This is a genomic window from Mucilaginibacter endophyticus, assembly GCF_003351025.1.
Taxonomy (GTDB): domain Bacteria; phylum Bacteroidota; class Bacteroidia; order Sphingobacteriales; family Sphingobacteriaceae; genus Mucilaginibacter; species Mucilaginibacter endophyticus.
On the sequence record NZ_QPCG01000003.1, the window covers coordinates 139,219 to 165,145 of the forward strand.

Here is a 25,927-nt window from a genome sequence, read left to right on the forward strand (position 1 = left end):
AAAAGATGTCAACTATAAAACAAGCATTGGTTGTCGGCGCAAGTGGGATAACCGGAAGCAATCTTGCAGAAAAACTGATTAAACAAGGTATAGATACCTATGGACTAGCAAGAAGGCCGGAAATTGGACTTAAAGGACTTAATCCGGTTGCTGCGAACCTTCTTGATAAAAACAACCTGGAGTCGGCATTAGCCGGAATAAATCCAACTCACGTTTATTTAACCACCTGGATGCGGAATGACACCGAAGCGGAAAATATCCGGGTAAACAGTCTTATGATCAATAATATCTTAGAAGTGCTGTCTCCCAAAAAAAGTGTTCAGCATGTTGCTTTGGTGACCGGCTTAAAACATTACCTCGGCCCCTTTGAGGCTTATGCTAAAGAAGGCGCCTTACCGCTTACACCCGTACGCGAAGAGCATCCGAGGTTGGCTATTGAGAACTTTTATTATGCACAGGAGGACACTGTATACGCGGCGGCGGAACGGGATGGTTTTACATGGAGTATCCACCGGCCCCATACCGTTATTGGCTACGCAGTAGGCAACCTGATGAATATGGGTACTACCCTGGCAGTTTATGCCAGTATTTGCAAGGAAACAGGGAGAGCATTCCGGTTTCCTGGCTCGGCCGCGCAATGGCAAGGGCTCTCTGACGTAACTGACGCCCGTTTACTCGCGGATCATATGATCTGGGCTTCAACAACTGATGCAGCAGCCAACCAAGCATTCAACGTAGCCAATGGAGATATATTCCGCTGGAATTGGCTGTGGGAACAGATCGCAGCATGGTTCGGCGTTGAGGCTCACGGCTTTGACGGAACCGTGCATCTACTTGAAAACGAAATGGCCAATGATGCCCAATTATGGGAGCAGATCTCAAAAAAACATTCGTTAAAAGAACCCCAACTGGCCCGCTTATCATCTGCATGGCATACCGACCTGGATCTTGGCCGTCCTATTGAAGTAATGACAGATATGTCTAAAAGCCGCAAATTAGGCTTTACAAAATACCAGGATACCCGTGATTCCTTCTTCGATCTGTTTGAGCGTTTGAAAGCAGAAAGGCTTATACCTTAACACAAGTATATCCGATAGAAAACATATTTTCGTTTTCGGCGGCATATGGCGGGTAACTAAGGTGGTCAATTTATTAACAAAATGTTATTTCAGGCGTAATTTCATAGCAGGTACATTGGTTTTCAAAAATGTCCCCGCTATGAAATTTAAATTACTCGCTTATCTCTTACTTTTTACCGCATACTTCGCAAATGCACAACAAAAAGTTATTCAGCTTTATAAAGGCAATGCGCCCGGATCAGAAAACTGGACATGGCAGGAAGCGGTGAGCGAACATAATGCTGCTAATACCCGTAAGGTATATAATGTAGTTCATCCATCACTTGGCGTTTTCTTACCTGATCCGGCGATAGCTACAGGTACGGCGGTTGTTATCTGTCCCGGGGGAAGCTTTCAGACGCTATCCATCGATAATGAGGGAAACGAAGAAGCTAAATGGCTAAATGAACATGGCGTGGCTGCCTTTGTGCTTAAGTATCGTGTAATCCATAGTCTCACAAACGACCCGGTGAATGAGGTAACCGCTAACTATAAAACCCAAAGTTACCACGATAATGTGGTACAGCTATTCCCGCTGGCGCTTGCGGATGCCCGGTTGGCCATAAGTTATGTGCGTGAGCATGCAGCGGAATATAATTTGTCACCTTCAAAAATAGGCATTATGGGCTTTTCGGCGGGCGGCACCCTTGCAGCGGCATCTGCTTATAAATATACCCCGGCAAACAAACCTGATTTTGTCGCGCTTCTGTACCCCTTCTTCCCTGCGGAGTTACAATCAGAAATATTACCCGATGCCCCACCGATATTTGTAACCGCCGCCGCCGATGACGAACTGGGCCTCGCCCCGCACAGCGTTGATATCTATCAAAAATGGGTAGCCTCAAAACACATTGCCGAGCTGCATATGTATACCAAAGGAGGGCATGGTTTTGGCATGCGCAAACAAAATTTACCTACTGATAAATGGATTGAACGCTTTGGCGAATGGATGGGCCTTGAAGGTTTCTTAAAACCTAACCCAATTGCAGTTAAATAGAACAGGGACTGCTATTGCACTATCAGAGAAACAGGCAACTTCCACTTAAAACAAAACAACCACTGCAAATTATTGATCTGCAGCGGTTGTTTTTGTATATTTTGCTTTGTTTTAAAACTTCAATGTCGATGGCAAATACTTAGCCACAAGGTCCTCATAATATGGCCTTAATTCTGTCCAGTTTGGAGGTACCGGGCTTTTAGAATAAAGATCGTAAGGGTTAAACTGGTTAACCGCTTTAAACAATTGGTGATCATGAGCCGTCATGAGGTGACTATAAGCGTTTTCTCTGTGTTGTGGATAAAACGAATGGTAGCGAAGCATGTACAAAGCCGGCTCTGGCAAATATGGCTTCAGCATGTGATAAACATATTCGTCGTGGCCCCAGGTCATGTGTACGTTATCTAAACCGCAATTGGGTTCATAAATACCGTATTTGGTGTTATAGCGCGGATCATGGTGGTCTTTATTAAGATCAAAGTATTCGGAGAAAATGATCTTATCAGAAAACGCGCAGCCTACCGGATAGCTATCCCCTACCACAGCCCACTGAGGTTCGCCGAAAAGGCATAATACTTTGCCCATGTCATGAAACAAACCAGTTAACACCATCCAGTCCGGGCGACCATCGGCACGGATAGCTTCTGAAGTTTGCAACAGGTGTTGTAGCTGGTCAAGATCGGTATCCGGATCTGAGTCATCAACCAGTTGGTTCAGGAAATCAAACGCATCCCAAACAGACATTTCTTTTTTATCAAACTTCAGATATTCCTCTTTTTTCTGCAGAACAAAATCATAAGTTTGGTTAATATGCTGTAAGCGGTAAAACTCCCGCACACTATCTTTTAAATTATTTTCATAATCGCGGTAAGCTTCGGTATCCCTGCCTGCGGCAATGGTATCGGCATCAGGATAACGGACTAACAGATCGTCTTCCCATTCATCTATTGAATTTAACGGACCTTGATTTTGTGTGTTGCTAATCTGGCTCATAATTTGGTTGGTTTAAAGCAGCATTGTTGGACAATTCTGCTTATGTCTTCTCTCAAATTTCCTGATTCCAAACATCAATTTTACCAAATTTGGGATATTTATTTGCTTAATCGTTTAAGTCTCTGCGTGTTAAAACAAGACCTAAAATAATAGCCAAAGGCCTTTTTTCGTTATATTGCCGGGCTCAATTAAACATCTCATTACAATGGTCTCCGGTAATAAAAGCGATAAGGTGAATATGAAAACACTGGCGGCAGAGCTTAAGCTCTCCACCGCTACTATTTCAAAAGCCCTGCGCGATAGTTATGACATTGGCCAGGAAACCAAACAAAGAGTTATGGAGGCGGCGCGCCGTTTAAATTATGTACCTAACGTTTACGCGAGCAGTCTCCGCAGGCAGAGCAGCAATACTATAGCTATCATTATTCCCGAAATTGCCGATAGTTTTTTTAGCCAGGCTATTAATGGTATTGAAAGTATCATTGCTCCCGAAAAATATCATTCCCTGATCTACCTTACACACGACGATTTCCAACGCGAAGCATCTATGCTTAGTGACCTGGCCAGCGGTCGTGTAGATGGCGTGATCATGTCTGTTGCCAGTAACACGGAAGATACCTCTCACATAAAAACCTTACAAGAGACGGGTATCCCAATCGTTTTTTTTGACAGGGTATGTGAGGACGTAAACGCGGATAAAGTTATAACCGACGATTTTAATAGCGCTTATACAGCTACCTGCCACCTGTTACAGTCAGGATGTAAAAACATCTCATTAATTACTATCAGCGGCTTTCCAAGCATTTTATCAGCCCGTGAGCAGGGTTACCGGAAAGCCTTGGCCGATAATGGAATCACGATTGAAGAAACAGGGATTGTAACCTGCTCAAATAAATATAATACTGAAAATGTTGGGATCATTAAAGAACATCTGAGCACCGCAATGCCCGATGGCATAGTAGCAACGGTTGAGCATTTAGCCACCTCAACCTACCTGGCCTGCGACGAGCTCAAGCTGCATATCCCGGATGATGTTAAAGTGATCTGTTTCACCAACCAGATTACAGCAGCTATACTTAATCCGCCGCTAACCACCATTTTGCAACCGGCCTATGATATGGGAAAACAAGCGGCCGAAATACTTTTCGGCCGCTTGTCGGGAAGGATTATTACAGCAGAACAAGAGCTGGTGATGCCTTCACAACTGATTGCAAGGGCATCTACAGCCTCCAATTAATCTTTTTGAGGGATATTGGTCATAGTGAACGCTAAAGTACCTCCATGGCTTATCTGCTCATGTGATATCGTATGATCCTTTATAGCTACTCCATTAAAAGTAACCGATTTTACATATTTGTTTTGGGCTGAAAGGCCGGTAGCTTTAATCACCAGCTTATTGCCGTTTTGCAGGTTCATAGCTATGTACGGAAACTGAGGGGCGCCAATACTGTACAAGCCTGAAGCCGGCGTTACCGGGTAGAAACCCATAGTACTGAAAATATACCAGGCAGATGTTTGCCCGCAATCATCGTTACCGTTTATACCGATAGGCGCATTCCTGAAATTTTGCCACGAAGTATGCTGCCTTACCAGTTCCTGCGCTTTCCATGGCATGCCACAATAGTTAAACAGGTAAATGTAATGATGGCCCGGCTCGTTATCAGCCCTGTAATGTCCGTCATTAAAATTGTGAGTTAGCTTATCGGCAAAAGCTTTTTCGCCACCCATAAGAGCGATCATCCCGGGTACATCCTGCATAGCGCCAAAAGTATATGTCCATTTTGTGCCCTCGGTAAAGCCACTATCAGGTTGGGCCGACCAGCTTCCATCCGCATTTCGTGGGGCCATAAAGCCGGTTGAACTATTGTATACATTTTTATAGTTCTTGCTCCAGCCCATCAACTGGTTATAATCGCCGGTTTTACCTAAGGCTTTCGCAAGCTGGGCAACGCAGTAATCATCAATACCATACTCAATGGTACGGGATACCGACTCTTTAGTTTTATCTACAGGGATGTAGCCTAATTTATGATAATTAGTCAGTCCTCCCCTTGCTTCAAAGCTTGTCCACAAGTCACGGTCGCCCCATTTCTTTTGAACATCGCCATCAGGTGCTGTAAAAGCGTCTTTGTGTAATGCTTCGTAAGCTAAAGCTGCGCTGTAACCCCTAAAACCTTTAACATAAGCATCAGCAATTACAGCATCGGCGTGGGTGCCTATCATGATATTGGTATAGGTTGGATTAGGCCACATTGGCATCCATCCGCCCTCCTGGTACATTTGCAGCAGTGATTTCACCATATCATTTACACGCTCGGGCTGAGTGAGGGTTAATAATGGATGCAAGGCCCTGAAGGTATCCCACAATGAATAATCATTGTAAGAAACGCCATTGTGTACTTTATCGTCAAAAGCGCTGTAATATCTGCCGTATTCCGAAAACTCCCTTGGGAAAAGCAGCGTGTGGAATAATGCCGTATAAAAAATTGTTTTCTGCCCGTCGGTAATATCAGCTACCTGCACTTTCTTCAGTTGTTGCTGCCAGTTATCGCGGGTGCTTTTCACCACTTTCTCAAAGTCCCAGTCAGGGATTTCGCGTTTAAGATTGTGGCGTGCCTGGTCGATGCTGATAAATGATGTAGCTACGGTAACTTTCACAACAGTACTACCCGTTGTTTTGAACGAAACGTAAGCGCCCATACGGGTACCAAATTGTTCTTTGCTTCTTTTTTTGATGGTTTGGTTATCCCAGGTGCCATAGCTACGAATAGGCTTATCAAATTTGATAATAAAATAACCTTTAAAGTTTTTCAATGGCGGACCAAGCTGCGCCGATTGCCTGTCGGGGTTGTAACCGGTTATCTCATTATTCACAGTATCGATATGCACATACCCACGCAGCTCCTTCATCCTTACTTTAAAGTCATTGGCCCAATCGGTAAGTGCAGGGTTTAGGTTAATACCCTGAATGATCAAATGTGCCTGATCTGCCTTTGGGAAGGTAAAACGAAACATACCGCAGGTATTGGACCCAGCTATTTCAGCCTTGATATTTGTGTTGGCAGCCGCTTTTAGCTTTACAGAATAATAATAAGGTTTTGCCACTTCATCCTTATGGTCAAACATCAGCTTGCGTTCTTCGGGCAGCACGCGCAGGTTGCCAATCTGGGGCATTACAGATACATAACCATAATCGCCCATCCAAACGGTTGGCTGGTGCGAGGCCATCAGGCCTATTACCGAGTTATCCTCATAGGTATAACTCATTTTGCTCATTTTATTCTCGCCGGTTTGGGCAACAAAATTAGTCATGGCAAACGGCACGTTAACGCAGGGCATGGTACCACCGCCGTCAAGCCCTTTAGCAAAACCGGTTGAAGCAGTACCGATGAGCGGGTTAACATAGTCAACCTCGTCCTTTTTTACTTTAGTAGCTTTTTGTTGAGCGTTTGCAGTAACAGCCACTAACGAAAGCAGCATCAAGGGGTATACCTTCCGTTTTAATTTCGGACAAATGTTTAAGATCATTTCAGATAGATTTTTAGGCTTGTTTAAACAGGCTTGGCAAATCTCTAATTTTTCAGATCATATTTGGAATATGCCCGATATTTTTTTCAGCAATATTTCGCTATTGCATAATCGATGCATTTTCTGAAGATACAATGCTGCTGATATCATCTGCTGATAAAGCATCCCTGAAAACCTTCACCTTGTTGATATAACCATGAAACACCCGCTCAGACGGAAACTCCTCATTTCGGCCCAGTGTCCATTTATTATTTACAGAAAGATCTGCGGTTACATCTAATTCAGAAGTGCCGACTAATACACCATCAATATAAACATAAAGCTTTTTGCCGGTACATACACCGGCTATATGATGCCAGTGCTGCTGCCAGTCGGCAGGCAGGTTTACCGTGCAGTCGCCTCGGCCCCATCCGCCTGCAAAAAAAGTAAGCGTTTTACTATCGGTCATCTGCAAAACGTGGTTATCGCCCTTGGTGATAATATCTGTCAAACCTTTCTCTTTTTCCATTGGGTATACCCAGCCCATCATACTAATAGTTTCGCCCATCCTGTCTAAAACAGGAGCGTTCGGAACCTCTACATAAGTGCTATCGCCAAAAAGTAATTTGTCTTTACTATCTAGCAAAGCTGAAATAATGTACCCATCATTACGAAAACCTGAGCTATCGGTTACCATTTTCCTGAAGGATATCGATGCAAAATCAAGCAACAGCGATTCCATAGCGTTTTCATAAACCTTATACCTTACCTGTGGATGATCATAAACTACCAGGCGATTAAAGCCTTTTGTCAATGCCTTGATATTATGAGCGATAGTTTTGACTTCGCCTGCTTTAAGTTTAATGCTATCGGTAAAAACGATAAGGTCATTCAATTTGACCGGGATTTTGAAACCGCGTTCAAGCCCACCGATATTTTTTATGGTATATTTTATTTCCTGGGTGTCATTTAGTTTGATCATCGGTTTTACTTCCAGTGCAAGTATTCTGCACACAGCTTTCTGCGGTTTTTCGGGCAGATTTACATTAACCGTAAACGGAGCCACGTTATCCAGTTTCAACATTGTTTTTCCAACGGGATAAAGCCTGAAATTGATAGAATCCTGAACAGTCTGCCCCGTTTCAACCAGGCAATCTTTGTAGCCATAAGGTACTCCGTTAACCAATAACTTTACAGTCTTGATTCCGCTGCTGCCTGTATTCTTCAGCTTAAAACTCACAACAAGTGGCTCATCCGGAGTTACACTGTTTTTATACACCGAATAGCTAACGATGCTGAAAGCCGTATTTTTTTGCGTGGCCGATAGCTCAATAGGATCTTTACTTGCAGGCCAGTTCGCGGGCTCCCTACCCATATCAAAATTCATTGATCCCCCATTGGCCAGTACCGAATGTGGCAGGATTAATTGCTGCCATGCTTTACCATTCACCTGCAACGATTGCACATAGTTGTTTTTAGCTGATGAATTATTACTACTAATGACAAATTGTTTACCGTTTGGTAAATGAAGCGCTACAGATTTGAACAATGGAGTGCCGATAGCATAAAGCGGCCTGCCCGGGCATACAGGATAAATACCCATTGCGCTAAAAACATACCAGCTGGATGTTGAACCAAGGTCGTCATTGCCAGGTAACCCGCCGGGTGTAGCACTGAACCTGTTTAGCATGATATCCCTTACCCATTTTTGTGTTAGCCGTGGTTTACCGGCCTGGTTAAACAGGTAAGGCAGATGAAACACCGTTTCGTTATCAAATAGGATAACATTATTGCTCAGGGCCGAATCCAGTCGGGAAACAAACTGTACATTACCGCCCATCATATTGATGAGATCTTTTCCGTTTTGCGGAACAAAGTATGAATACACCCATTTATCGCCCTCTTTATACCCCGATGTACCCGGCTGCAGTTTAAACTCGCCGCCGTTTCGCGGAAGCATAAACAATTCATCTTTATTCAAGAGATTGCGATAATTAAAACCTCTGCCGGACGATAATTCAAAAGTTCGTTTATCCCCCATCACTTGATTAGCAAATTGCGACAAGGCCCAATCATCATAAGCATATTCAACCGTACGGGTAACCGATTCCGGCCGGGTAAAGGGAACATAGCCTTTTTCATGATATACTTCCATATCCGATTGCACAAACGGCCCATCCACCAAATCTTTCTTCATCGCCTGATAAGCAAGTGCCTTATCAAAACCGGTGATACCTTTTAAATAGGAATCGACGATAATTGGGGTGGCGTGATTGCCCGTCATACTTTCGGTTGGCAGGTGCCTGCTTTGTTTGTAAACATCCAGCATAGACAGGATCACATCCTGCTGCTTTTGCGGATAAAGTAAGGTAAGCAAAGGATGCAGCGACCGGAATGTATCCCAGGGAGAAAATCCGCCGTATTGGTTTTGCCCGGCCTTTTGATGGATCTCACCATCATTACCACGATAATTACCATCAGCATCATCAATTACCCATGGCAACAAAAGCGAATGATAAAGCGCGGTGTAAAACACTTTTTTATTTTGCTTACTGTCGTCAGTTATATCGACGACGGATAATAGCTTAGCCCACTCCTTGCTGGTTTTCGCGCGTACCTCTTCAAAGCTAAGACCACCGATTTCCTGATCAATATTGTGCTGCGCACCGGAATAACCAGCCGTTGATTTACTTAACTGCAAAGTAATCACTGTTGCGCCCCCCTGGGTTTTGGGAAAGCCAAATAACCAGCCGTCTTTAACTTCTTTCTTGTAAGTGTATGCTTCGCTAAAGTTTATAACAACGTTAGCTCCCGAAGCCTGGACAACTTTATTTGATACAGCCTGAATTTCGCCTGCGTTTCCAACAAAAATTTGCGGGTTATCACCCCCGCTGAAGGTAAAACGAAACAAGCCTGTTCTTGTAGTGGCCGTTGCTTCGGCCGTGATCAGTTGATCATCAAATCTTACCTTGTAATAACCCGGAGCAGCGGTTTCATTCTTGTGCGAAAAACGCAGGCTTGACTTACCCGGTTCAAGACTTCCCTTACCACTAAATGGCATGACAAAAAGATGCCCCGATGATCCTTCGGGAAAGCCGCTCATATGCCCAAGGCAACTGAAATAATAAATTGAACTGTCGGTATAATTATATCCCCTTGCTCCTGTAACCCTCGTTTCCGGACTTAGTTGTACGCTACCTGACGGCGCAACCGCACCGGGATAACAGCCGCCATTGTTACCCCATTTAGTAAGCACATTGCTTACCGTTGTACCAACAAAGGGATCAACATAATGCAGATGGTTTGTTTGTTGGGCATGGAGGTTGGTGCCCAATAGTATAGAGACTAAGACGAAAATGATACGGAATGATCTATTCAATTTAATTATGATTTTTGTAGAGACGCATCACATGCGTCTTCTGCATCCGATAATATGACGTTGACTTGGTTGGTTGGAGACGCATGTGATGCGTCTCTACGAGCATAACTATATTTTTATATAAATCTTCTTTTTATCAAGCACCCAGGCCACCAGCCAACAAAGCATCATATAACAAAGTGCAAATACCAATGTACCAAATGCGCCGGGGAATATCTTTTGATAAAATACCTGGTTTATCCAATCGTAAAAGCTTAGCTGTGGTTTTACCCAAATGGTTTGAAAAACGGTAAGCAACAACTCAGATAACAGGTATATGGCTAATGAATTTCGTCCAAAAACCAGGAAGAAGTTTGTGCTGCTTTTGATCTTTTTTATTTCGATGGCAAATACCATGAAACCTAACAGTAAAAGGTCGATACCGATTGTCAACAGCGTGAACGAGCTTGTCCATAGTTTTTTGGCTACAGGGAAAAACTGCGCCCAGAATAAGGAAACGGCAATCAGCAAAACTCCGCACATGAATAAGCGTGCTACTGACTCGTAATTTTTCCCTTTACGCTGAATGAACGCTCCGGCCAGGAAGCCGCCTATTACGTTCACAATGGCTGTCATAGTGCTGAGTAAGCCTTCAGGGTCAAAAGCTATCGGGCCGCCCTTGTCGTGATACAAATGATCATTACCTAAAATCGATATATCCAAGCGTGTGCCGGCGTTGCCCAGCATGGTATACTCTTTGCCCGGTTCGCCGCAAAATATCAGGAAAGCCCAATAACCCAATAAAAGCGCAATGGATATAATAATAGCAGTTCGTTGTGAGCAATAATGAACTATCAAAGCACCAAAAAAGTAACACAACGCTATACGTTGTAACACCCCCATGATACGGGTATGATTTAAAGGATTAAACACCCAGCTACCTGCCTCACGATGGAAAAACGGGAACCAATACATCAGGTAGCCCAGCAGGAAAATAATGACTGTGCGTTTAAATATCTTGCCTATAAAAGCAGCATCAGTTTCAAACTTCTTTTTAGAAAAACTAAGCGCGTTACCTACAGCGAACAGGAACGACGGGAAAACCAGATCGGTAGGTGTAAAACCAATCCAGGGTGCATGATCAAGCGGCGACCATACGTTTGCCCCCGAACCGGGGGCATTAACGATGATCATGAAGCAAATGGTCATACCACGGAAAACATCAAGTGCGGTAAATCTTTCGGTTGTTGTAGCCATGTGCTGTTATTAATTAAGGGGTATTGAATATTCTTTAATTGACCGGCCCGCGGCTTCTTCGGCCACGATCCGTGTTTTATTGATACTATCACCATCTTCGTCATAAACCACAACCTGGTTTAAGCCCGGTTTAAGCCAGCATTCGGGGATATAAAGGCTTTTCATATCCAGTTTTTCAGGGTACCGGCCCAGGTTATGACCGTTAACCCAAACAGAGCCATGGCCTAAACCTTCAGGGTCAAAACGCCAGATGAAGGTATTTCCATTTGATGCTGGTAAACTGAATGTTGTACGATAAAAGACCGGCGCGTTTTTCATTTGTTTAGCAGCATCGGCCTTTGTCCAACCCTGAGCAGCCAGCGCGTCGCCGGGGCCACCCTTCAGTTGCCAGTTGGTTACCGCTGTGGCATCACCGATAGCGTTGATTTTTACAGGCTGATCGATACCACCTTCGTTTGAATAATTCTCGATAAAGACCGTAAGATCAACCGGATGTTTTAATATTTCGGCATCGGTAATATTAACTTCAAAAGGCTGGTTCCATCCATCGTGATGTATAACCTGTTTCCCATTGATAAATACAGTAGCGTTTTCATCAACACTTTTAAACAGCACCTGTATTTTAGCGGTACCTGCAGGTTGTTGCGGAATGACTGTATGAAACCAGGCGTAACCTTCTTTCAGGTTAAAAACGTCATTACCTATTTTATACTTTTTGTATACCGATGTATCAAATGCTGGCGGACCTTGTTTTACATCGTCTTTTTTGCTGGCCTTAGCAAAATACCAGTCGGCAAGTTCAGAAATAAACGGCCCTCCCTTTTTGATAAACGCTTTGCCAAAAAGGCCTTTGCTATCCACCTCATCTATCGGACCAAGGTAGGCAGCCAGTTTGTCGCGCCCGTCATGTGCCGCGAAAACAGCTAATGTATGCTTTCCTTTTGTTAGATTAAGAGTTAACTCATTATCGTTCAGTTTCCATTTTGCGGCAGGTTTACCATCAATAAAGGCTTGTCCCCTGCCACCGCCTTTTACTTGTAAGGTATATTTTCCGTTGGATGGGATATTTAGCGTAGTCCTGTACCAGGCATCAGCGGTTACATCAGCGTCCGCACCCATAGGTTGCGGATCGGTTGATTTGAGCCAGCCGCTTGTATTAACATTGGTTGCAGCGTTTATAGCCGCGGTTTTAAATTGCCAGTTAGATAGGCTGATAGTTTGCTGTTGGTTACTCTTTTGCCCATCAATGCTGAAAGCAATCCCTTTACTATCAGTATATAGTATCGCTTTCTGAACTGCATTTTGCGCCAAAGGAGTCTCCGTGGTTAATTTAAACTGCTCATTTTTTATAGATGCATCACCAACATAATTCAGCCCCGTGATAATGTAGTTTTTGCCGTCCGTTTCAGTGATCCATGTTTTATCGGTCAATGCCCGGTTCATGGCTAAAACCCTGATGGTTTGTGAACCTGCGTTAAAAGTACATTCAACTGGCTTATCGGGAGTAGCCGGCATTTGTTCGTTAATCAACACGCTATTATTGTTAACATTTACTGAAGCCGATGCAGATGATGCTTTGACTTTAGTATTGAAACGAAGCAACAGCGGATCGCCGGCTTCGGCATCAACAACAATCGTTGTAGTGTTAACCTGTTTAACAACAGCAAATACACGGGTAAGCGCCCAATCAAGAGTAATATCTTCATTAAGCTTATAATTATGTACTAAAGGATAGATCTCTTTTGACTGCAGGCTGATCTTTTTACCTGCAAACAGATCTTCGCTGCCTTTGATATTTAATGATGTACTTACTTTAGCTATCCCCGGATTATCCAGGAATATTAGATCACCAGCTGGACTTGTGCGGGCGGATACTTTTATAGCAGTATCAGCCGCGATGCCTTTATAATTGTCCGACGCATTGGTACTATTCTCCAATACATCCTGAAAACTACGCGAAAACCAGGCGGCACGTTTAAAGGTATAATAGATAGGCCGTAAATCACCCGCCTGACCGATACCTGTGCCATAATCGTACGAAGCGGCATCCTCATCATTATTGGTATAGCCAAAGTTTGAACCGCCGTGTGCCATGTAGTAATTATAACCGTTACCTCCATGAGCGATAATTTTCCAGGTACGCCTGTCATAAAGCTCTGCATCACCCGGCTTAGCTCCGTATTGCGAATACCAAACAGCCCAAAACTCGGTAGAGAACCATGGATTTGGCCGTTTATCATCATCGAGTTTTCCATCGCCGGCCGGGTCGCTGGCATGGTGTAATCCGCTGAAGAAATATGGCACCTGCATACCCATATTCAAAGCTTTTGCCTGCAGATGTTTAAAATAACCATCGGGCATTATAGTTCCCCAACCGTTGGGATGCTCGTTCTCCAACTGAACCAATATCACAGCGCCGCCTTTATTGATTTGCCTTTGGAATACTACCGGCAAAAGATGATCAAAAAAGCGATCTACATATTGCTCAAAAGGCTTATTGTCCTCCCGTACCCTCAGGCCTTTTTTAAACTTAAGCCATATCGGGTAGCCGCCGTTATCCCACTCGGCACAGTAATATGGGCCAACACGCACAATAGCATATAGGCCAAGTTGCTTTACAATATCCAGGAATTTACCCAAATCACGGTCACCACTGAAGTTGAATTTGCCTTCCTTCTCTTCATGAAAATTCCATATGGTATAGATCTCGATACAGTTAAAACCTGCCCGTTTAATCTTCAGCAATCTATCGTACCAAAGTTCGTGCGGGATACGGGCATACTCCAACCCGGCCGACGCTATGAACGTACGTTTACCGTTTACCAAAAAGCCTTTACTGTCAAAATCAATAAAAGGTTTGGCAATTGCAGAAGCCGGGAAAATATGATCGTTAGATCCCTGGCTGTGCGCTGCAGTAAAACCGGTTATTAGTAAAATGGATGTTAATATAGTGTAGCGTAGTCTCATGATTTTTTACAATCCTGTAGTTCAGTAAAACTAAAAAAGGCGTCATTGCGAGGTACGAAGCAATCCCCGATTAGCCGGGCCGTTCTGTACAGTTCGCGATTGCTTCGTTCCTCGCAATGACGATTTTTATTATACTCTTATGTGATTTTTTAACATGTTTCTTAGCGTGCCCCCAAAATCACCGCATTATACTTTGCAAACAGTTGTTTCGCTTTTTCAATCGGATCGCCTTTAGCAGCGTCAGTATAGGCATTGTCATGCTTATTTACCCATTGCCATTCCCAGTCTTTTACCTGTTTGTCAAAAGCTTCGGCATTAAAGTCGGTTTTGGCCGATAGTGATTTATCAAGCTGACTGAAATACATTGCCCAGCGTGGCTTGTAATAGCCTTTGATTAAACCTGCCCATTGACGGTTTGAATACTCTCTTAAGCCGCTTTCCTTATCGCCCCAAAGGGTAACCAGGTCGCGGGCGTTAAATTCGTACAGATTTTTCTCTTTATCAGTTACACCATTTGCCCGTGCTTCGTTAATCCATTTACCTAACAGGAAATCTTTACGGGTACTTAGCAGGGCATCCATGTCATCCATCAGTTCCAGGAACTGGCTGCTGTATAGTTTAAATTGCTGCTGATCTTTATTTTGATAAGCCTGTGCCATTTTCTGCTGCAGCGGACTTGCATAGTTGGCTAATACCTGGCGGGTTACATCAACCAGATCATACTGAAAGCCGTCGCTTTGTTTCAGACTATCGGCAGCATTAATCAATAATGTCCAGGCTTTAACCAGTTGCATCGGGTGATAATCCAATTTGGTAAGTACCCTGTCTATATATTTTTTCAATGTCGGCCTTGCTACGATGATCGATTCTGGTCCGCCTTCAGTTAAACCACCCGAATACACCGAATTTAGGAGGATATGCCATGCTTCACCGGCCTGGGTATTAACCTGCCCGTAGCGGCGTTGAGCATAGTTAGCAACCCAGGCATCGGCATCAATTGGCGTATCCCGCCATACGTTTTCCAGCATCAAGGCAAATAAGGCTGGGTTTTGCTCAATGCCCTCGGGTGTAACACCAATACCGCGCATATTTTTTGATTCGGGATCGTGCAGGGCTATAGCCGGATCGGCGGCAACATGGCGCATACGGCCAAACAGGCTGATGTTACCACCAAAGTTTTGCAGCATACTCCAGATCCATGGCTTACCATAATAAGCCTCGGTACGGTTCCAAACCGGATGGGCATCGCTGTACAGGTCAAGCACAATCATTTGTTCATTTGGCACCGCGTTAAGCAAGGCCTTGATCTGTTGCGGTTGCCAGAATTTGTTGTTGTAGTGGAACATCCAGCCTTGCATTACCCATATTGCTTTGGGATCGGCGGCAGCCATGGAGTTGAACACCTTTTTGCTCATGCCATCCAGATAGGTGGAATCATTAGTCGGTGGCACGTTTTCATTAAAAGTATCGGCCGAGTACAGATGATCGGTACCAAACTCTTTGGTTTGTGCTTCTATATATTTTTTACCGATGGTTTCAAACATCGGATCGTCGGGGTCAAGTATAAATACATCGGGAAAACCGGCATCCCAGTTGGTTCTTTTAACCTTAGCACCGGGGAATTTATCTTTAAATGATGGTGGCACGTGGCCGGTAAATGACGACAGAACAGGCGTCATCCCAAAAGAGCGTTCACGCTCCAGGATCTTTTTTTGTAATGCTTTGTGCGAGTCCATCCAATGTTGCGGCAGCGGGCCACCCCAGGCGTCAATGTTTCCCATCCAAAACCATGAAAAGTAAGCAGGGCCGCTAAAAAACTCATCCAGTTGTTTATCGGTAAAACCCATGTCTTTGTAAACGGTTTGCCAAACGGCTTCTTCGCCGGTTATAGCCAGCGGCATATTAATGCCATTAAGAGCCATCCAGTCAATTTCTTTTTGCCAGCGGGCCCAGTCCCACCAGGCCATGGTATAGTTAAAAGTACAATAATTTAAATAGTAGCGGTATTGATAAGGCGTAGTTTTATGGATAAGGCCCTTAACTGCTGGTAAGGTAGCAGGCAAATTAAGGTTAGTGCCATTCCAGCCGATATCGCAAAAGCAATAATTTTTAAGATAGTAGTTTAATGCCGATGCTATTGACAGGCCATTGTTGCCCCTGAGCACAATTTTACCATTACGGCTTTCCAGCTCAAATGCATCTTTACCGTTCTGTTGCGGGATAGCCTCAACAGTAAATAAATTACTCTTGCCGGGTATTACCCTTTCAATAAAATCATAAGAGGCTTTCTGATCAACCTGGGCATTAGCTTTAAAGCCTAATGCAATAATAGCAGCTACAACAAGTAAACACTTTCTCATTCAATAGATAAATTAAACGCCGACGATTTGCCGAAATAAATACCGGCAACAGAAGATCGTCTCCCGTCGCCGGTATGAGGATATTATTAGTTAAAATTAGGGTTCTGTACTAATACGCCTTTACTCTTATCAATCTCAACCTGAGGGATTGGGAAGTAATAGTTTTTAGGGCGAACAAAGGTTACCGTTTTGTTTTGATCAAGCGGAGCTTTAGATACAGCAAGGTTATAAATGGCCGCTATATCCACAATTTTAGCTTTGTCCCAACGCATCAGATCCTGGTGGCGCTGATCTTCACCAGCAAGCTCAACACGGCGCTCGTGGATTAATTCCTTCATTCCTGCTCCTGAAACTGGTTTCAACAACGGAGAAGCCCTGTGCCTGATCTGGTTAATCAAAGCGTCACCTGCTCCTGCTCCTTGCGTACGGATCAAAGCTTCGGCAACTAACAAATAAATATCAGCAGAACGCATCAGCGGTACAGCGAAGGTGTGGTCAACACCGCCATCGTTTTGTCCATTTGGCGGGTTGAATACGGCATATTTACGGAACGCATAACCTGTTGCCGACAAATCAGCAGTGAATACTGTTTGACGGGTGCTAACTAAGCCGATATCAATTACATCACCAACGGATAAAAGCGTGGCTTGTTTACGAGGGTCATTAGCCTCAAACTCATTGGCAAGCCCTTGTAATGGCTGGCTAAATCCGTAGCCGCCCCATGGTCTTGGAATGTAATAAACTGTAAAGTCATTTTGCACCACGGTTTGTACAGCCTGGATAGAAAACAGTATTTCTTTACTGCTTTCGTTTGCGCGGGTAAAATTATCCTGATAGTTAGCCGCAAGCGCATATGCCGGATTAGACACTACTTTTTGGCCGGTTGCAATGGCTTCAGGCAGTTTTTCCCAATACATGTAAAGCTTTGTTAACAAACCTAACGCGGTCCCCTTGCTCACACGGCCACGATCTGCAGTACCATAACTTTCAGGTAGCAGATCCACTGCTTTCAATAAATCAGACTCGATTTGCTTGCGCACTTCTTCAATTGGAGATTTCGGAACATTAAAGGTTTGTTTAGAGTAATCATCTTCGGTAATGATAGGTACATCACCATGAATGATCATCAAACGCCAGTAACCAAACGCGCGTAAAAAATAGGCTTCACCCATGCTTCGGTTTTTAACATCGGCAGATATCGCTGTAATCTTCGGGATGTTGATGATACAATTGGTTGCACGGTTAATGGTTTCATACCTCCATTTCCATGGATACCTGATAGCCGCATTTGAAGCATCGTAGGTTAAATTTTCAATACCCTCGTCCTCGCTATGATCGCCTGAACGCCAGTAGTCATCAGATGGGACATCAAATGTCGCTTCCGCGTGGCCAACATAATCCTCTTCTTCTAAAAGACTATAGATACCGGAAACCGCGTTTACGGCATCAACTTCGTTCCTGAAATAATTTGCCGAGGTATAAACCCCTTGTTGTTTAAGGTCAAGTGCTTTTTTACATGCGCTGTTAAGTAACGCAAGTCCCATAACCATATATATTGTGATTTTCGATTTCATGATTTTAAAGTTTAGCAGTTATACCGAATGTAATTACACGTACCGTAGGGTATTGGGCCACGTCAACCCCACGCTGCAGGTTGCCGTTAGTATAACCAAGCTCAGGCGTATATCCTTTATAGTTGGTTATAAAAAATAAGTTTTGGCCCGATGCATATAATCTTACGCTTTTTAGTGTTGCCTTTTTAGCCCAGCTTGCAGGTATGGTATAACCCAAAGTGGCATTTTTAAGTGCCACATAATTTCCGCTTTCTACAAACAAGTCTGATGTACGGTAATTATCATTAGCACGGTCTAAAGACATACGAGGGATAGAGTTGCTTGTACCCGGCCCGGTCCAGCGGTTAAGGTCTTCAGCATAAAGGTTAAACGGATAAGTTGGGTCGATACCCTGCATCCTGTCGGCATTATACAAGCTCACGCCAAATACACCGGTAAAGTTTGCCGAAAAATCAAAGCCTTTATAAGAAACACTACCCTGTAATCCTACCGTAGCATTAGGGTTTGGATTACCCAGATTTGTGCGGTCATTACCATCAATTAGCCCGTCGCCGTTTAAATCAAGGAAGCGAACGTCACCAGGTTTGATATTGGCTTTTCTTGAGTCATTTTTTAAGGCAGGATCGTTATCAATTTCGGCCTGGGTTTGATAAAGGCCATTTGTTTTCCAGCCATAAAAAGAAGCTATCGGTTGCCCTTCATAAGTTCTTGAAATTTCCTGGCTTGAACGCCCGTAAACCGTTGAGCCTATAAAAGTGCCTTCACCGTTAAGCTTGGTTACTTTGTTTTTGATGAAAGACGCGTTGGCACCGAAAGAATACTTCAATTTATCATTTCCACCCTGATAATTAACTTCAACCTCAACGCCTTTGTTATTCATTGTACCGATATTTTGGTTAGGAATAGCTACCGAACCGGCCGAACCTACCACCGGAGGTGATATCAGCATGTCCTTGGTATTCTTATTAAAATAGGTAAGGGTTGTGTTTAACTGGTTATTCAGGAAACCTGCATCAAGGGTAATGTTAGTCATAGCAGTACGCTCCCAGGTTATATCGGGGTTTGCAATACTGGTAACAGCCGCGCCGCTTACTCCGGTACCGCCAAAGGCATAACCGCCGTTTTCATATGTGCTGCCAATTTTTATCAAACTCAAATACTGAAAAGGCAATACATTTTGGTTACCCAATTCGCCATAACCGCCGGTTAGTTTTAAGTTGTTGATCCAGGTGATATTCTTCATGAATTTTTCGCTCGTGATTCTCCAGCCTAAAGAGAATGCCGGGAAATATCCCCATTGCTTGCCCGGAGCAAATTTTGATGAACCGTCTGCACGGAAGGTAACAGTTGCCAAGTACCGGCTGTCAAAATCATAAAACAACCTTGCAAAGCCCGATTGCAATGAAGATGGCTGAGGAAGAATATTTGAATTGAACTGCCCGTTACCCTGGTTCAGAACACGCTGATCAGGATCGGTATCGTCATAACCTACCCTTTGCGCGTTAAATCCATAATCTTTAAAGTTTTGGTATGAATAGCCACCGGTAAAGGTTACGTGGCTTTTACCAAACACCTTGTCGTAAGTAAGAAACGACTCAAGCAACTGAGACGAAACCTCTTCTTCAGATTGAGTTAAAGTGGAATTAGGATTAGGCCTTGCCTGGTTGTTATCTGCTATACTAAAATTGTAGTTACGAATAAGCGTACCGTCAAAAGCGTAGTTAACCCTTAACTTCAGCTCTTTTAAAAAGGTAATTTCAGCAAAAGCGTTGGCTAAAGCCCTATATTTTTTCGTGTACCTGTCGGCCATTTGAATTGTGGCGTAAGGACTGTTGATATCACCTAACTGGTTTGCAAACGCTTTTGACGTACCATAAGTACCGTCAGGGTTAACCAACGGTATAGCCGGATTAAAACGAAGGGCCGAAAAAATCAAACCCGTTTGTGAGTTATTGTTATCAAAGCCATTATTATTTCCATAGGTTAGCTGAACGTTCTCTCCAAGCTTTAGCCATGAGGTTATCTTATGCTCAGAGTTGATACGTGTACTGTATCGTTTGAAGTTGGTTTTATCGATAATACCATCTTCGTTATAAATAGAGCTTGAAAAGTAGTAGTTTGAAGCATCATTACCACCCTGGATACTAACATCGCCATTGGTTACATGCCCGGTACCCATGATGGCCCTTTGCCAATCTGTTCTTTGAGTAGCATAATAATTATCATCCCATGGCGCGTCAATAGCAACACCATCATTGGTATAACGCTCTCTTTTTAGCTGATAAAGCTGCGGCGCAGTTAACAGGTTAAGGTATTTAGTTGTGTTTGAAAAACCACTGTAGAAATTAAATGCCGTTGCAAGCTTTTGATTATAGGTGCCTCTTTTTGTGGTTACCAAAACTACGCCGTTTGCAGCACGGGTACCGTAAATAGCACTTGAGGACGCATCTTTCAAAATGTCAACGCTGGCAATATCATTAGGGTTAATATCACTTAACGCGTCAGGGTTACTGGTAGGTACACCATCAATTACAATCAGTGGATTGGCATCGTTAACAGTACCGGTACCACGGATCCTGATGCTTGGCGCCGCGCCCGGTGAGCCATCATTACGAACAATGCTTACACCGCTTGCACGTCCATCCAATGCCTGGGCCGCCGAAGCTACCGGAAGGTTTTGGATATCACTGCCTTTTACGCTGGCTACAGCGCCGGTAACATCTATTTTTTTAGTGGTACCGTAACCAACAACAACAACCTCGGTTAAAGCAGATGGCAATGCAGCCAGGGTAATATTTAAAGTTTGGCTTCCGGTTATAGTAACAACCTTTTTTTCATACCCAATATAGGATATTTCCAATACACCGTTAACTGGTGCATCAATACTGAAATTACCATTTACATCGGTGGTGGTACCCTGGTTAGTACCTTGTAAGCGGATGTTCACGCCAATAAGCGGCTCACCTTTGGCATCAACAACTTTTCCTTTTACAATGGCCAGGCTTTTGGCTTCCTCATGATTAGCAATGATCACCACATGATCTTCATTCATCTTGTAAGCAAGCTTATCATCAATAATAACGGCAAGCAGTTCATCAATGGTAGCGTCTTTTACATCAAGATCAACCTTACCCAACTTTTTGATAGAGGCATAGTTGTAGAAGAAGCGGTAATCGCTTTGTTTTTGAATTTTGGTAAGGATACTGCTTACCTCTGCCTGTTTCAGGCTAAGCGTAAATTTCTGCTGTGAATATACTTTTGCAGAAACTTGCACACAGGTAACCAGGACCAATAAAAATACTGCTTTCATCAGCAAAATAACTTTGAGACATACGGGCGCGCCACGAAGCGGAAACACCCTTCTTGTTTTTTTCATTACATTTGTTTTGAAAATAAATGGATGGAGTAAGCGCTGTATTACAATAGCTTACTCCGTTAATAAAATCCTATTTGTTTGCGGGGAGGAGTGGCAGCTCTTCCCTTTTTGTTTGAGGATATTTTAGGAATCTGATAAGTAAGTTTTCAATATCATAAGCTGTTGGTTAGTGGTTAGTTAGTTTATTTGATTTCTATTTCTCTTTTTTTGACAGGTAAACGGTTTGCCCCTCTATCCTGAATTTGAATGGCGTTGTCAATTCAATAATGCCCAAAGCTTCCTGTAACGACTCTTTATCAAGCAAACCGCTTATCTGCTCGGTACGCAGCTTTTGATTTTCAAATACAACCTGCACGTTGTATTTGCGCTCAATTTGTACAGCCACATCTTCAAAGGCCTCATTGGTGAACAGGATCCTGTTATCAACCCATGCGGTTTCTTTTACCTCATCGGGTTTAACATCCGGTAACTCGGTTACCTGGTATTCAATTTTACTCTCTTTAGGCTTCGCGCTTTTAGGCTCCCTGTTATTAATAACAATCAGCTTTTCATTAGGCAACAGGATTATCCTTTTTTCGGGATTGTTTTTTAGTTCAACCTGCACCTTACCTTTTAACAGCGTAGTTTCAACCGTTTTATCGTTGTTATAGGCCTTAACATTAAACACCGTTCCCAAAACCTTTACAACAAGCTTAGCCGTATGTACCAGAAATGGTTTCTTCGCGTTTTTGGTTACTTCAAAAAAGCCTTCGCCGGTAAGACTTACATCCCTGCTGTTTTTTTCAAAAGCCTCGGGATATGAAAAAGTGCTCCCGGCGTTCAGCGTTACCTGTGTTCCGTCCGGCAGTTTCAACTTCTCAGTTTTACCGTAAGGCACATGAATTTCATGTAATATATTTTCGGCGGTCAGGCTATCCTGCTGCTCTGTTTTCTTGTAAAACAAAGCTCCCGCTGCAACAAGTACCAATACAGCTGCAGCAACCCATTGCCACCTGAACATTGGTTTTACTTTAGTATCATTCGCTGTATTTTCATTTGAGCTTTTGATCCTGTTCCAGATCTCCTCCAGGTTGCTGTTAACCTCTTCCGGCTTTGTTTCTGCCGACCCGGCACCATTTCCTTTTAATGCATTGGTAACCTGATATGTTTTTTTATAGTCGGGAAATTGTTCAAGAAACATGTCGAGTTCGGCCAACTCTTCAGCATTGGCAGTTTTGCCCATACTTTTGGCCATTAACTCAATAAACCTGGATTTGCTCATAGTAATACGGTGTTCTGCGTTAAGGACACAGCTCACCCAGGTTTTTCCTAAAAGAAATTAAAATATTTTTTGAGGGGCAATTAATTCCAACATTTTTCAATTTGCTTCCTAACAAGCCGAGAGGGTAGCTTCTAAGAGGCAAAAGGTTATTAATTTGATTTTTGCTACAAACAGGTATCCCCTAACGGCGAATTAAAAACAATGAAGACATTCGTAAGCGGTAATTGAAACGTACTCTTCCCGCTCTGCTCTTTTATTCTTAAATCAAAGATTTTCGATACAAACAGCTACCCCCTAACGGGGAATTAAAAACAATAAAGACATTCATAAGCGATAATTGAATCGTACTCTTCCCGCTCTGCTCTTTGTGTTTAATTCAAGGATTTACTTATTCCCAAGCGCCTCATCTAATTTCTTCAAAGCAATGGCCAGTTGCGCAAATACAGTTTTGTTAGAGAGGCCCAGAATATCGGCTACCTCATTACAGGAAAGCTCATCTTCCTTAACCATTTTAAAAATGAGTTTACAGCGTGGGGGCAAACTATTTACTGCTCGTAATACCCCAGCCTCAAGCTCCTTACTGATGAGCAATTGTGACGGATCTACCGACAAATGAAAATAATAGGTTTCGGCAAGCTTGGCGTCGCGGTTTCTTTTCGAGGTATTGCTACGGATATGGTTAAGACAGGCGTTTTTTATCGCCACATAGAAATAAACTTTCGGATTCGAGATCTTGTTGAGCTTGTGTCGTCCAGTCCAAACGTTTACAAAAAGGTCGTTGATAATTTCCTCGCAAGCTTCTTTATCGCCCAAAAACGACCAGGCAAACTGATTAAGACTATTGATCAGCAGCTTGTACAGTTCATTAAAGGCAGATTCATCATTATTATAATGAATAGAATCTATAAGTTCTTTAATCTCCAATGTTGAGCGGCTTGCTTTTTACGAGAACAGTTAACTGAAATAATGTACAATTTTAAGTAAAAAAATCTTCATCAAAAGTATTTTAGGTTGATTTAAGAAGCCGGATTTGTTTATCAGACCAAACCGTAGTTTGCAATTCCCCGGCTCTATACCCATCAGAAATATTCGCGGTTTAATATGTCTATTTCAGGCGATAAAATGTCCGCTTGTACCATAAACCCATATTTCAATCTTGAAACCTGTTATATTTTAGCAGTAAACGGAAATAATTGGGGCGTTTGGTCAAAACAGATTAAAGTTTGACACTGCTTTGGTAACACAACGGCAGATTTAGCCCACAGGCCATAATTAACTTTATATTTGCCCTGCAACCATTTTATTTCCGCAAACCCGTTGCAATAAATGAAAGACACAACATTTAAAATCTCTCCCGGAATTATATGGAGCAGTTCAATTTTTCTTGGTCTGCTGGCCTCCGTTCCCCAAATAGCCGAACGCCATTTTAAGCCTGCCGAAGCTGCGGTAAATTCGGCGGTAACAGCCGCGTTTTCGCTGTTTGTATGGTATTACAATATCTATACACTTCCAAAGCCATCAAGCAATAAACAAATAAATAAAAGCATCTCCTACTCCCGGCTGCTTACCACATTGGTAATAGGTATGGGTGTAATGCTGGCTTTAGCTTATATCCAGCAGCTGATATTAACGCACATGAATTTTGGCCCGGTAATGCTCATGATTGAGGTTAGGGGCATACTCATTAACCTTGTGTTTTACATGCTGATAAATCTGTTATATCAAAACTACCAAAATCAGCAGGTTACTGTTGAACTGGAACGTATTAAAGCTGATAACCTCGGCGCTCAGTACGAATTGCTTAAACAACAGATCAACCCGCATTTCCTGTTCAACAGCCTTAACACCCTGAAAGCGATGGTTGAAACCGGCGATCAACACTCGGTAGATTTCATCCTTAAACTTTCTAACTTTTATCGCTTTACCCTGGAAAGCCGTAAGTTAGATCTCATTCATTTATCAGACGAGCTTGATATCGTAGACGCGTACAATTTTTTGCTGAAAGCACGGTTTGAGGACGGCTTTATCTTTACCAACACGATCGATGATCAATACCGCGGAACCCTGATCCCTCCTTTTACATTGCAATTGCTCATCGAAAACTGTATTAAACACAATGTGGTGTCGCTGGACCATCCCCTGCATATTAAGCTGTATACCGAGGGAGATACCATTGTAATGGAAAACGAGATTAAACCCAAACGCTTTGAAGAACCATCAACAGGCGTTGGGCTCAAGAATATTAACCTGCGTTACGATCACCTGCTTGATAAACAAATAGAGATCATTGCTGAAGATAGAATATTCAAAGTTAAACTACCTATTATACATGAACATTATCATCATTGAAGACGAGCTAAAGGCTGCCCGCTCGCTTGAAAACATCATATTAGAGTTAAGGCCGCACTCAAAAATTCTCACCAAGCTGCAAAGCGTTGAAAGTTCGGTTGCCTATCTTTCTGAGAACAGGCAACCCGATCTTATTTTTATGGATATCCAACTTTCGGATGGTTTGTGCTTTGAGATCTTTAAATCGGTAAAAGTATCATGCCCTATTATTTTCTGCACCGCTTTTGATGAATATTCGTTAGAGGCGTTTAAAGCCAACAGTGTTGACTACGTGCTTAAACCTTTCTCCAAAACAGATATTGCCGATGCCTTTAAAAAGGTAGATGAACTGCGGAATTTCTTCCAGCAGGGCTCAACGCCTGATATCAGCAGTCTGCTATCGCAGATTACTCCCCCGGCAGGTAAAAAAAGCTTCCTGGTATTTAAAAACAATAAATACATCACCATAGCTACCAATGATATCGCTTTCTTTTACATCCGCAATGAGCTGTCAACCATCATGACCTTCGATCAGCAGGAATATGTTGTTAACCAATCGCTCGATCAGATCAGCGGACAACTGTCGCAGGAGCAGTTTTTCAGGCTGAACAGGCAGTACATCGTAAACTTTAGTGCGATTAAAGAAGTAGAGCATTATTTTATGCGCAAGCTGTTTGTGAAACTAACCATTCCAACTCCGGAGAAATTACTTATCAACAAAGAAAAAGCACCCGTATTTTTAAGCTGGCTTGAGAATAGGTAGTACTAAGTCGGCAGTCTTGAGTCTTAAGTTCACAGGAGTCCTTCAAGACATTCATTGCCGTTGGTTTT

At 43.1% G+C, this 25,927-nt stretch carries 15 protein-coding genes; 5 read left to right on the top strand and 10 right to left on the bottom strand.

Annotated elements, in window-relative coordinates:
- Positions 1–5 precede the first annotated feature (5 nt).
- Positions 6–1,079, top strand: a complete 1,074-nt coding sequence (locus tag DUL71_RS13970; RefSeq protein ID WP_114938697.1) for an SDR family oxidoreductase — start codon at positions 6–8, stop codon at positions 1,077–1,079.
- A gap of 139 nt (positions 1,080–1,218) precedes the next feature.
- The gene (locus tag DUL71_RS13975; protein ID WP_114938698.1) at positions 1,219–2,115 is read left to right on the top strand and encodes an alpha/beta hydrolase; all 897 of its coding nucleotides are present in this window, start codon (positions 1,219–1,221) and stop codon (positions 2,113–2,115) included.
- A gap of 111 nt (positions 2,116–2,226) precedes the next feature.
- On the opposite strand, the gene DUL71_RS13980 is transcribed toward DUL71_RS13975, so the two are convergent.
- A complete protein-coding gene (locus tag DUL71_RS13980) occupies positions 2,227–3,108 on the bottom strand; it encodes an inositol oxygenase family protein (protein WP_114938699.1) in 882 nt (293 codons plus the stop codon).
- Positions 3,109–3,346: 238 nt separating this feature from the next.
- Here DUL71_RS13980 and DUL71_RS13985 point away from each other — a divergent pair, with 238 nt between their 5' ends.
- Positions 3,347–4,345, top strand: coding sequence for a LacI family DNA-binding transcriptional regulator (locus tag DUL71_RS13985; RefSeq protein ID WP_244228752.1), 999 nt, complete (start codon positions 3,347–3,349; stop codon positions 4,343–4,345).
- Here the strand turns inward: DUL71_RS13985 and DUL71_RS13990 are convergent.
- The 9 genes from DUL71_RS13990 to DUL71_RS14030 all read right to left on the bottom strand — a co-directional run bounded on the left by DUL71_RS13990 (position 4,342) and on the right by DUL71_RS14030 (position 23,692).
- Positions 4,342–6,636 (bottom strand): GH92 family glycosyl hydrolase, encoded by a 2,295-nt coding sequence (locus DUL71_RS13990; RefSeq protein ID WP_279629791.1) that lies wholly within the window; start codon positions 6,634–6,636, stop codon positions 4,342–4,344. The two genes, DUL71_RS13985 and DUL71_RS13990, sit on opposite strands and share 4 nt — an antisense overlap.
- A gap of 100 nt (positions 6,637–6,736) precedes the next feature.
- Positions 6,737–9,994 carry a GH92 family glycosyl hydrolase gene (locus DUL71_RS13995; RefSeq protein ID WP_154402400.1) on the bottom strand — a complete coding sequence of 1,086 codons (3,258 nt, stop codon included), beginning with the start codon at positions 9,992–9,994 and terminating at the stop codon, positions 6,737–6,739.
- A gap of 108 nt (positions 9,995–10,102) precedes the next feature.
- A complete protein-coding gene (locus DUL71_RS14000; RefSeq protein ID WP_114938703.1) occupies positions 10,103–11,230 on the bottom strand; it encodes an acyltransferase family protein in 1,128 nt (375 codons plus the stop codon).
- A gap of 9 nt (positions 11,231–11,239) precedes the next feature.
- On the bottom strand, positions 11,240–14,197 hold the full coding sequence (locus tag DUL71_RS14005) for a beta-galactosidase (protein WP_114938704.1): 2,958 nt from the start codon (positions 14,195–14,197) through the stop codon (positions 11,240–11,242).
- A gap of 161 nt (positions 14,198–14,358) precedes the next feature.
- A complete protein-coding gene (locus DUL71_RS14010) occupies positions 14,359–16,557 on the bottom strand; it encodes an alpha-N-acetylglucosaminidase (protein ID WP_114938705.1) in 2,199 nt (732 codons plus the stop codon).
- A gap of 86 nt (positions 16,558–16,643) precedes the next feature.
- Positions 16,644–18,131, bottom strand: a complete 1,488-nt coding sequence (locus DUL71_RS14015) for a RagB/SusD family nutrient uptake outer membrane protein (RefSeq protein WP_114938706.1) — start codon at positions 18,129–18,131, stop codon at positions 16,644–16,646.
- A 4-nt stretch (positions 18,132–18,135) separates the two neighbouring features.
- Positions 18,136–21,507: a SusC/RagA family TonB-linked outer membrane protein gene (locus DUL71_RS14020; RefSeq protein ID WP_114938707.1), complete on the bottom strand. Its 3,372-nt coding sequence runs from the start codon at positions 21,505–21,507 to the stop codon at positions 18,136–18,138.
- 193 nt (positions 21,508–21,700) lie between these two features.
- Positions 21,701–22,768 (bottom strand): FecR family protein, encoded by a 1,068-nt coding sequence (locus DUL71_RS14025; RefSeq protein WP_114938708.1) that lies wholly within the window; start codon positions 22,766–22,768, stop codon positions 21,701–21,703.
- Positions 22,769–23,152: 384 nt separating this feature from the next.
- Positions 23,153–23,692 (bottom strand): RNA polymerase sigma-70 factor, encoded by a 540-nt coding sequence (locus DUL71_RS14030; protein WP_114938709.1) that lies wholly within the window; start codon positions 23,690–23,692, stop codon positions 23,153–23,155.
- Between the two features lie 402 nt (positions 23,693–24,094).
- On the opposite strand from DUL71_RS14030, the gene DUL71_RS14035 reads away from it, so the two are divergent.
- Together DUL71_RS14035 and DUL71_RS14040 are read left to right on the top strand one after the other, a co-directional pair.
- On the top strand, positions 24,095–25,117 hold the full coding sequence (locus DUL71_RS14035; RefSeq protein WP_114938710.1) for a sensor histidine kinase: 1,023 nt from the start codon (positions 24,095–24,097) through the stop codon (positions 25,115–25,117).
- Positions 25,098–25,859, top strand: coding sequence for a LytR/AlgR family response regulator transcription factor (locus tag DUL71_RS14040; RefSeq protein WP_114938711.1), 762 nt, complete (start codon positions 25,098–25,100; stop codon positions 25,857–25,859). The genes DUL71_RS14035 and DUL71_RS14040 overlap by 20 nt, the downstream gene beginning before the upstream one ends.
- Positions 25,860–25,927 lie beyond the last annotated feature (68 nt).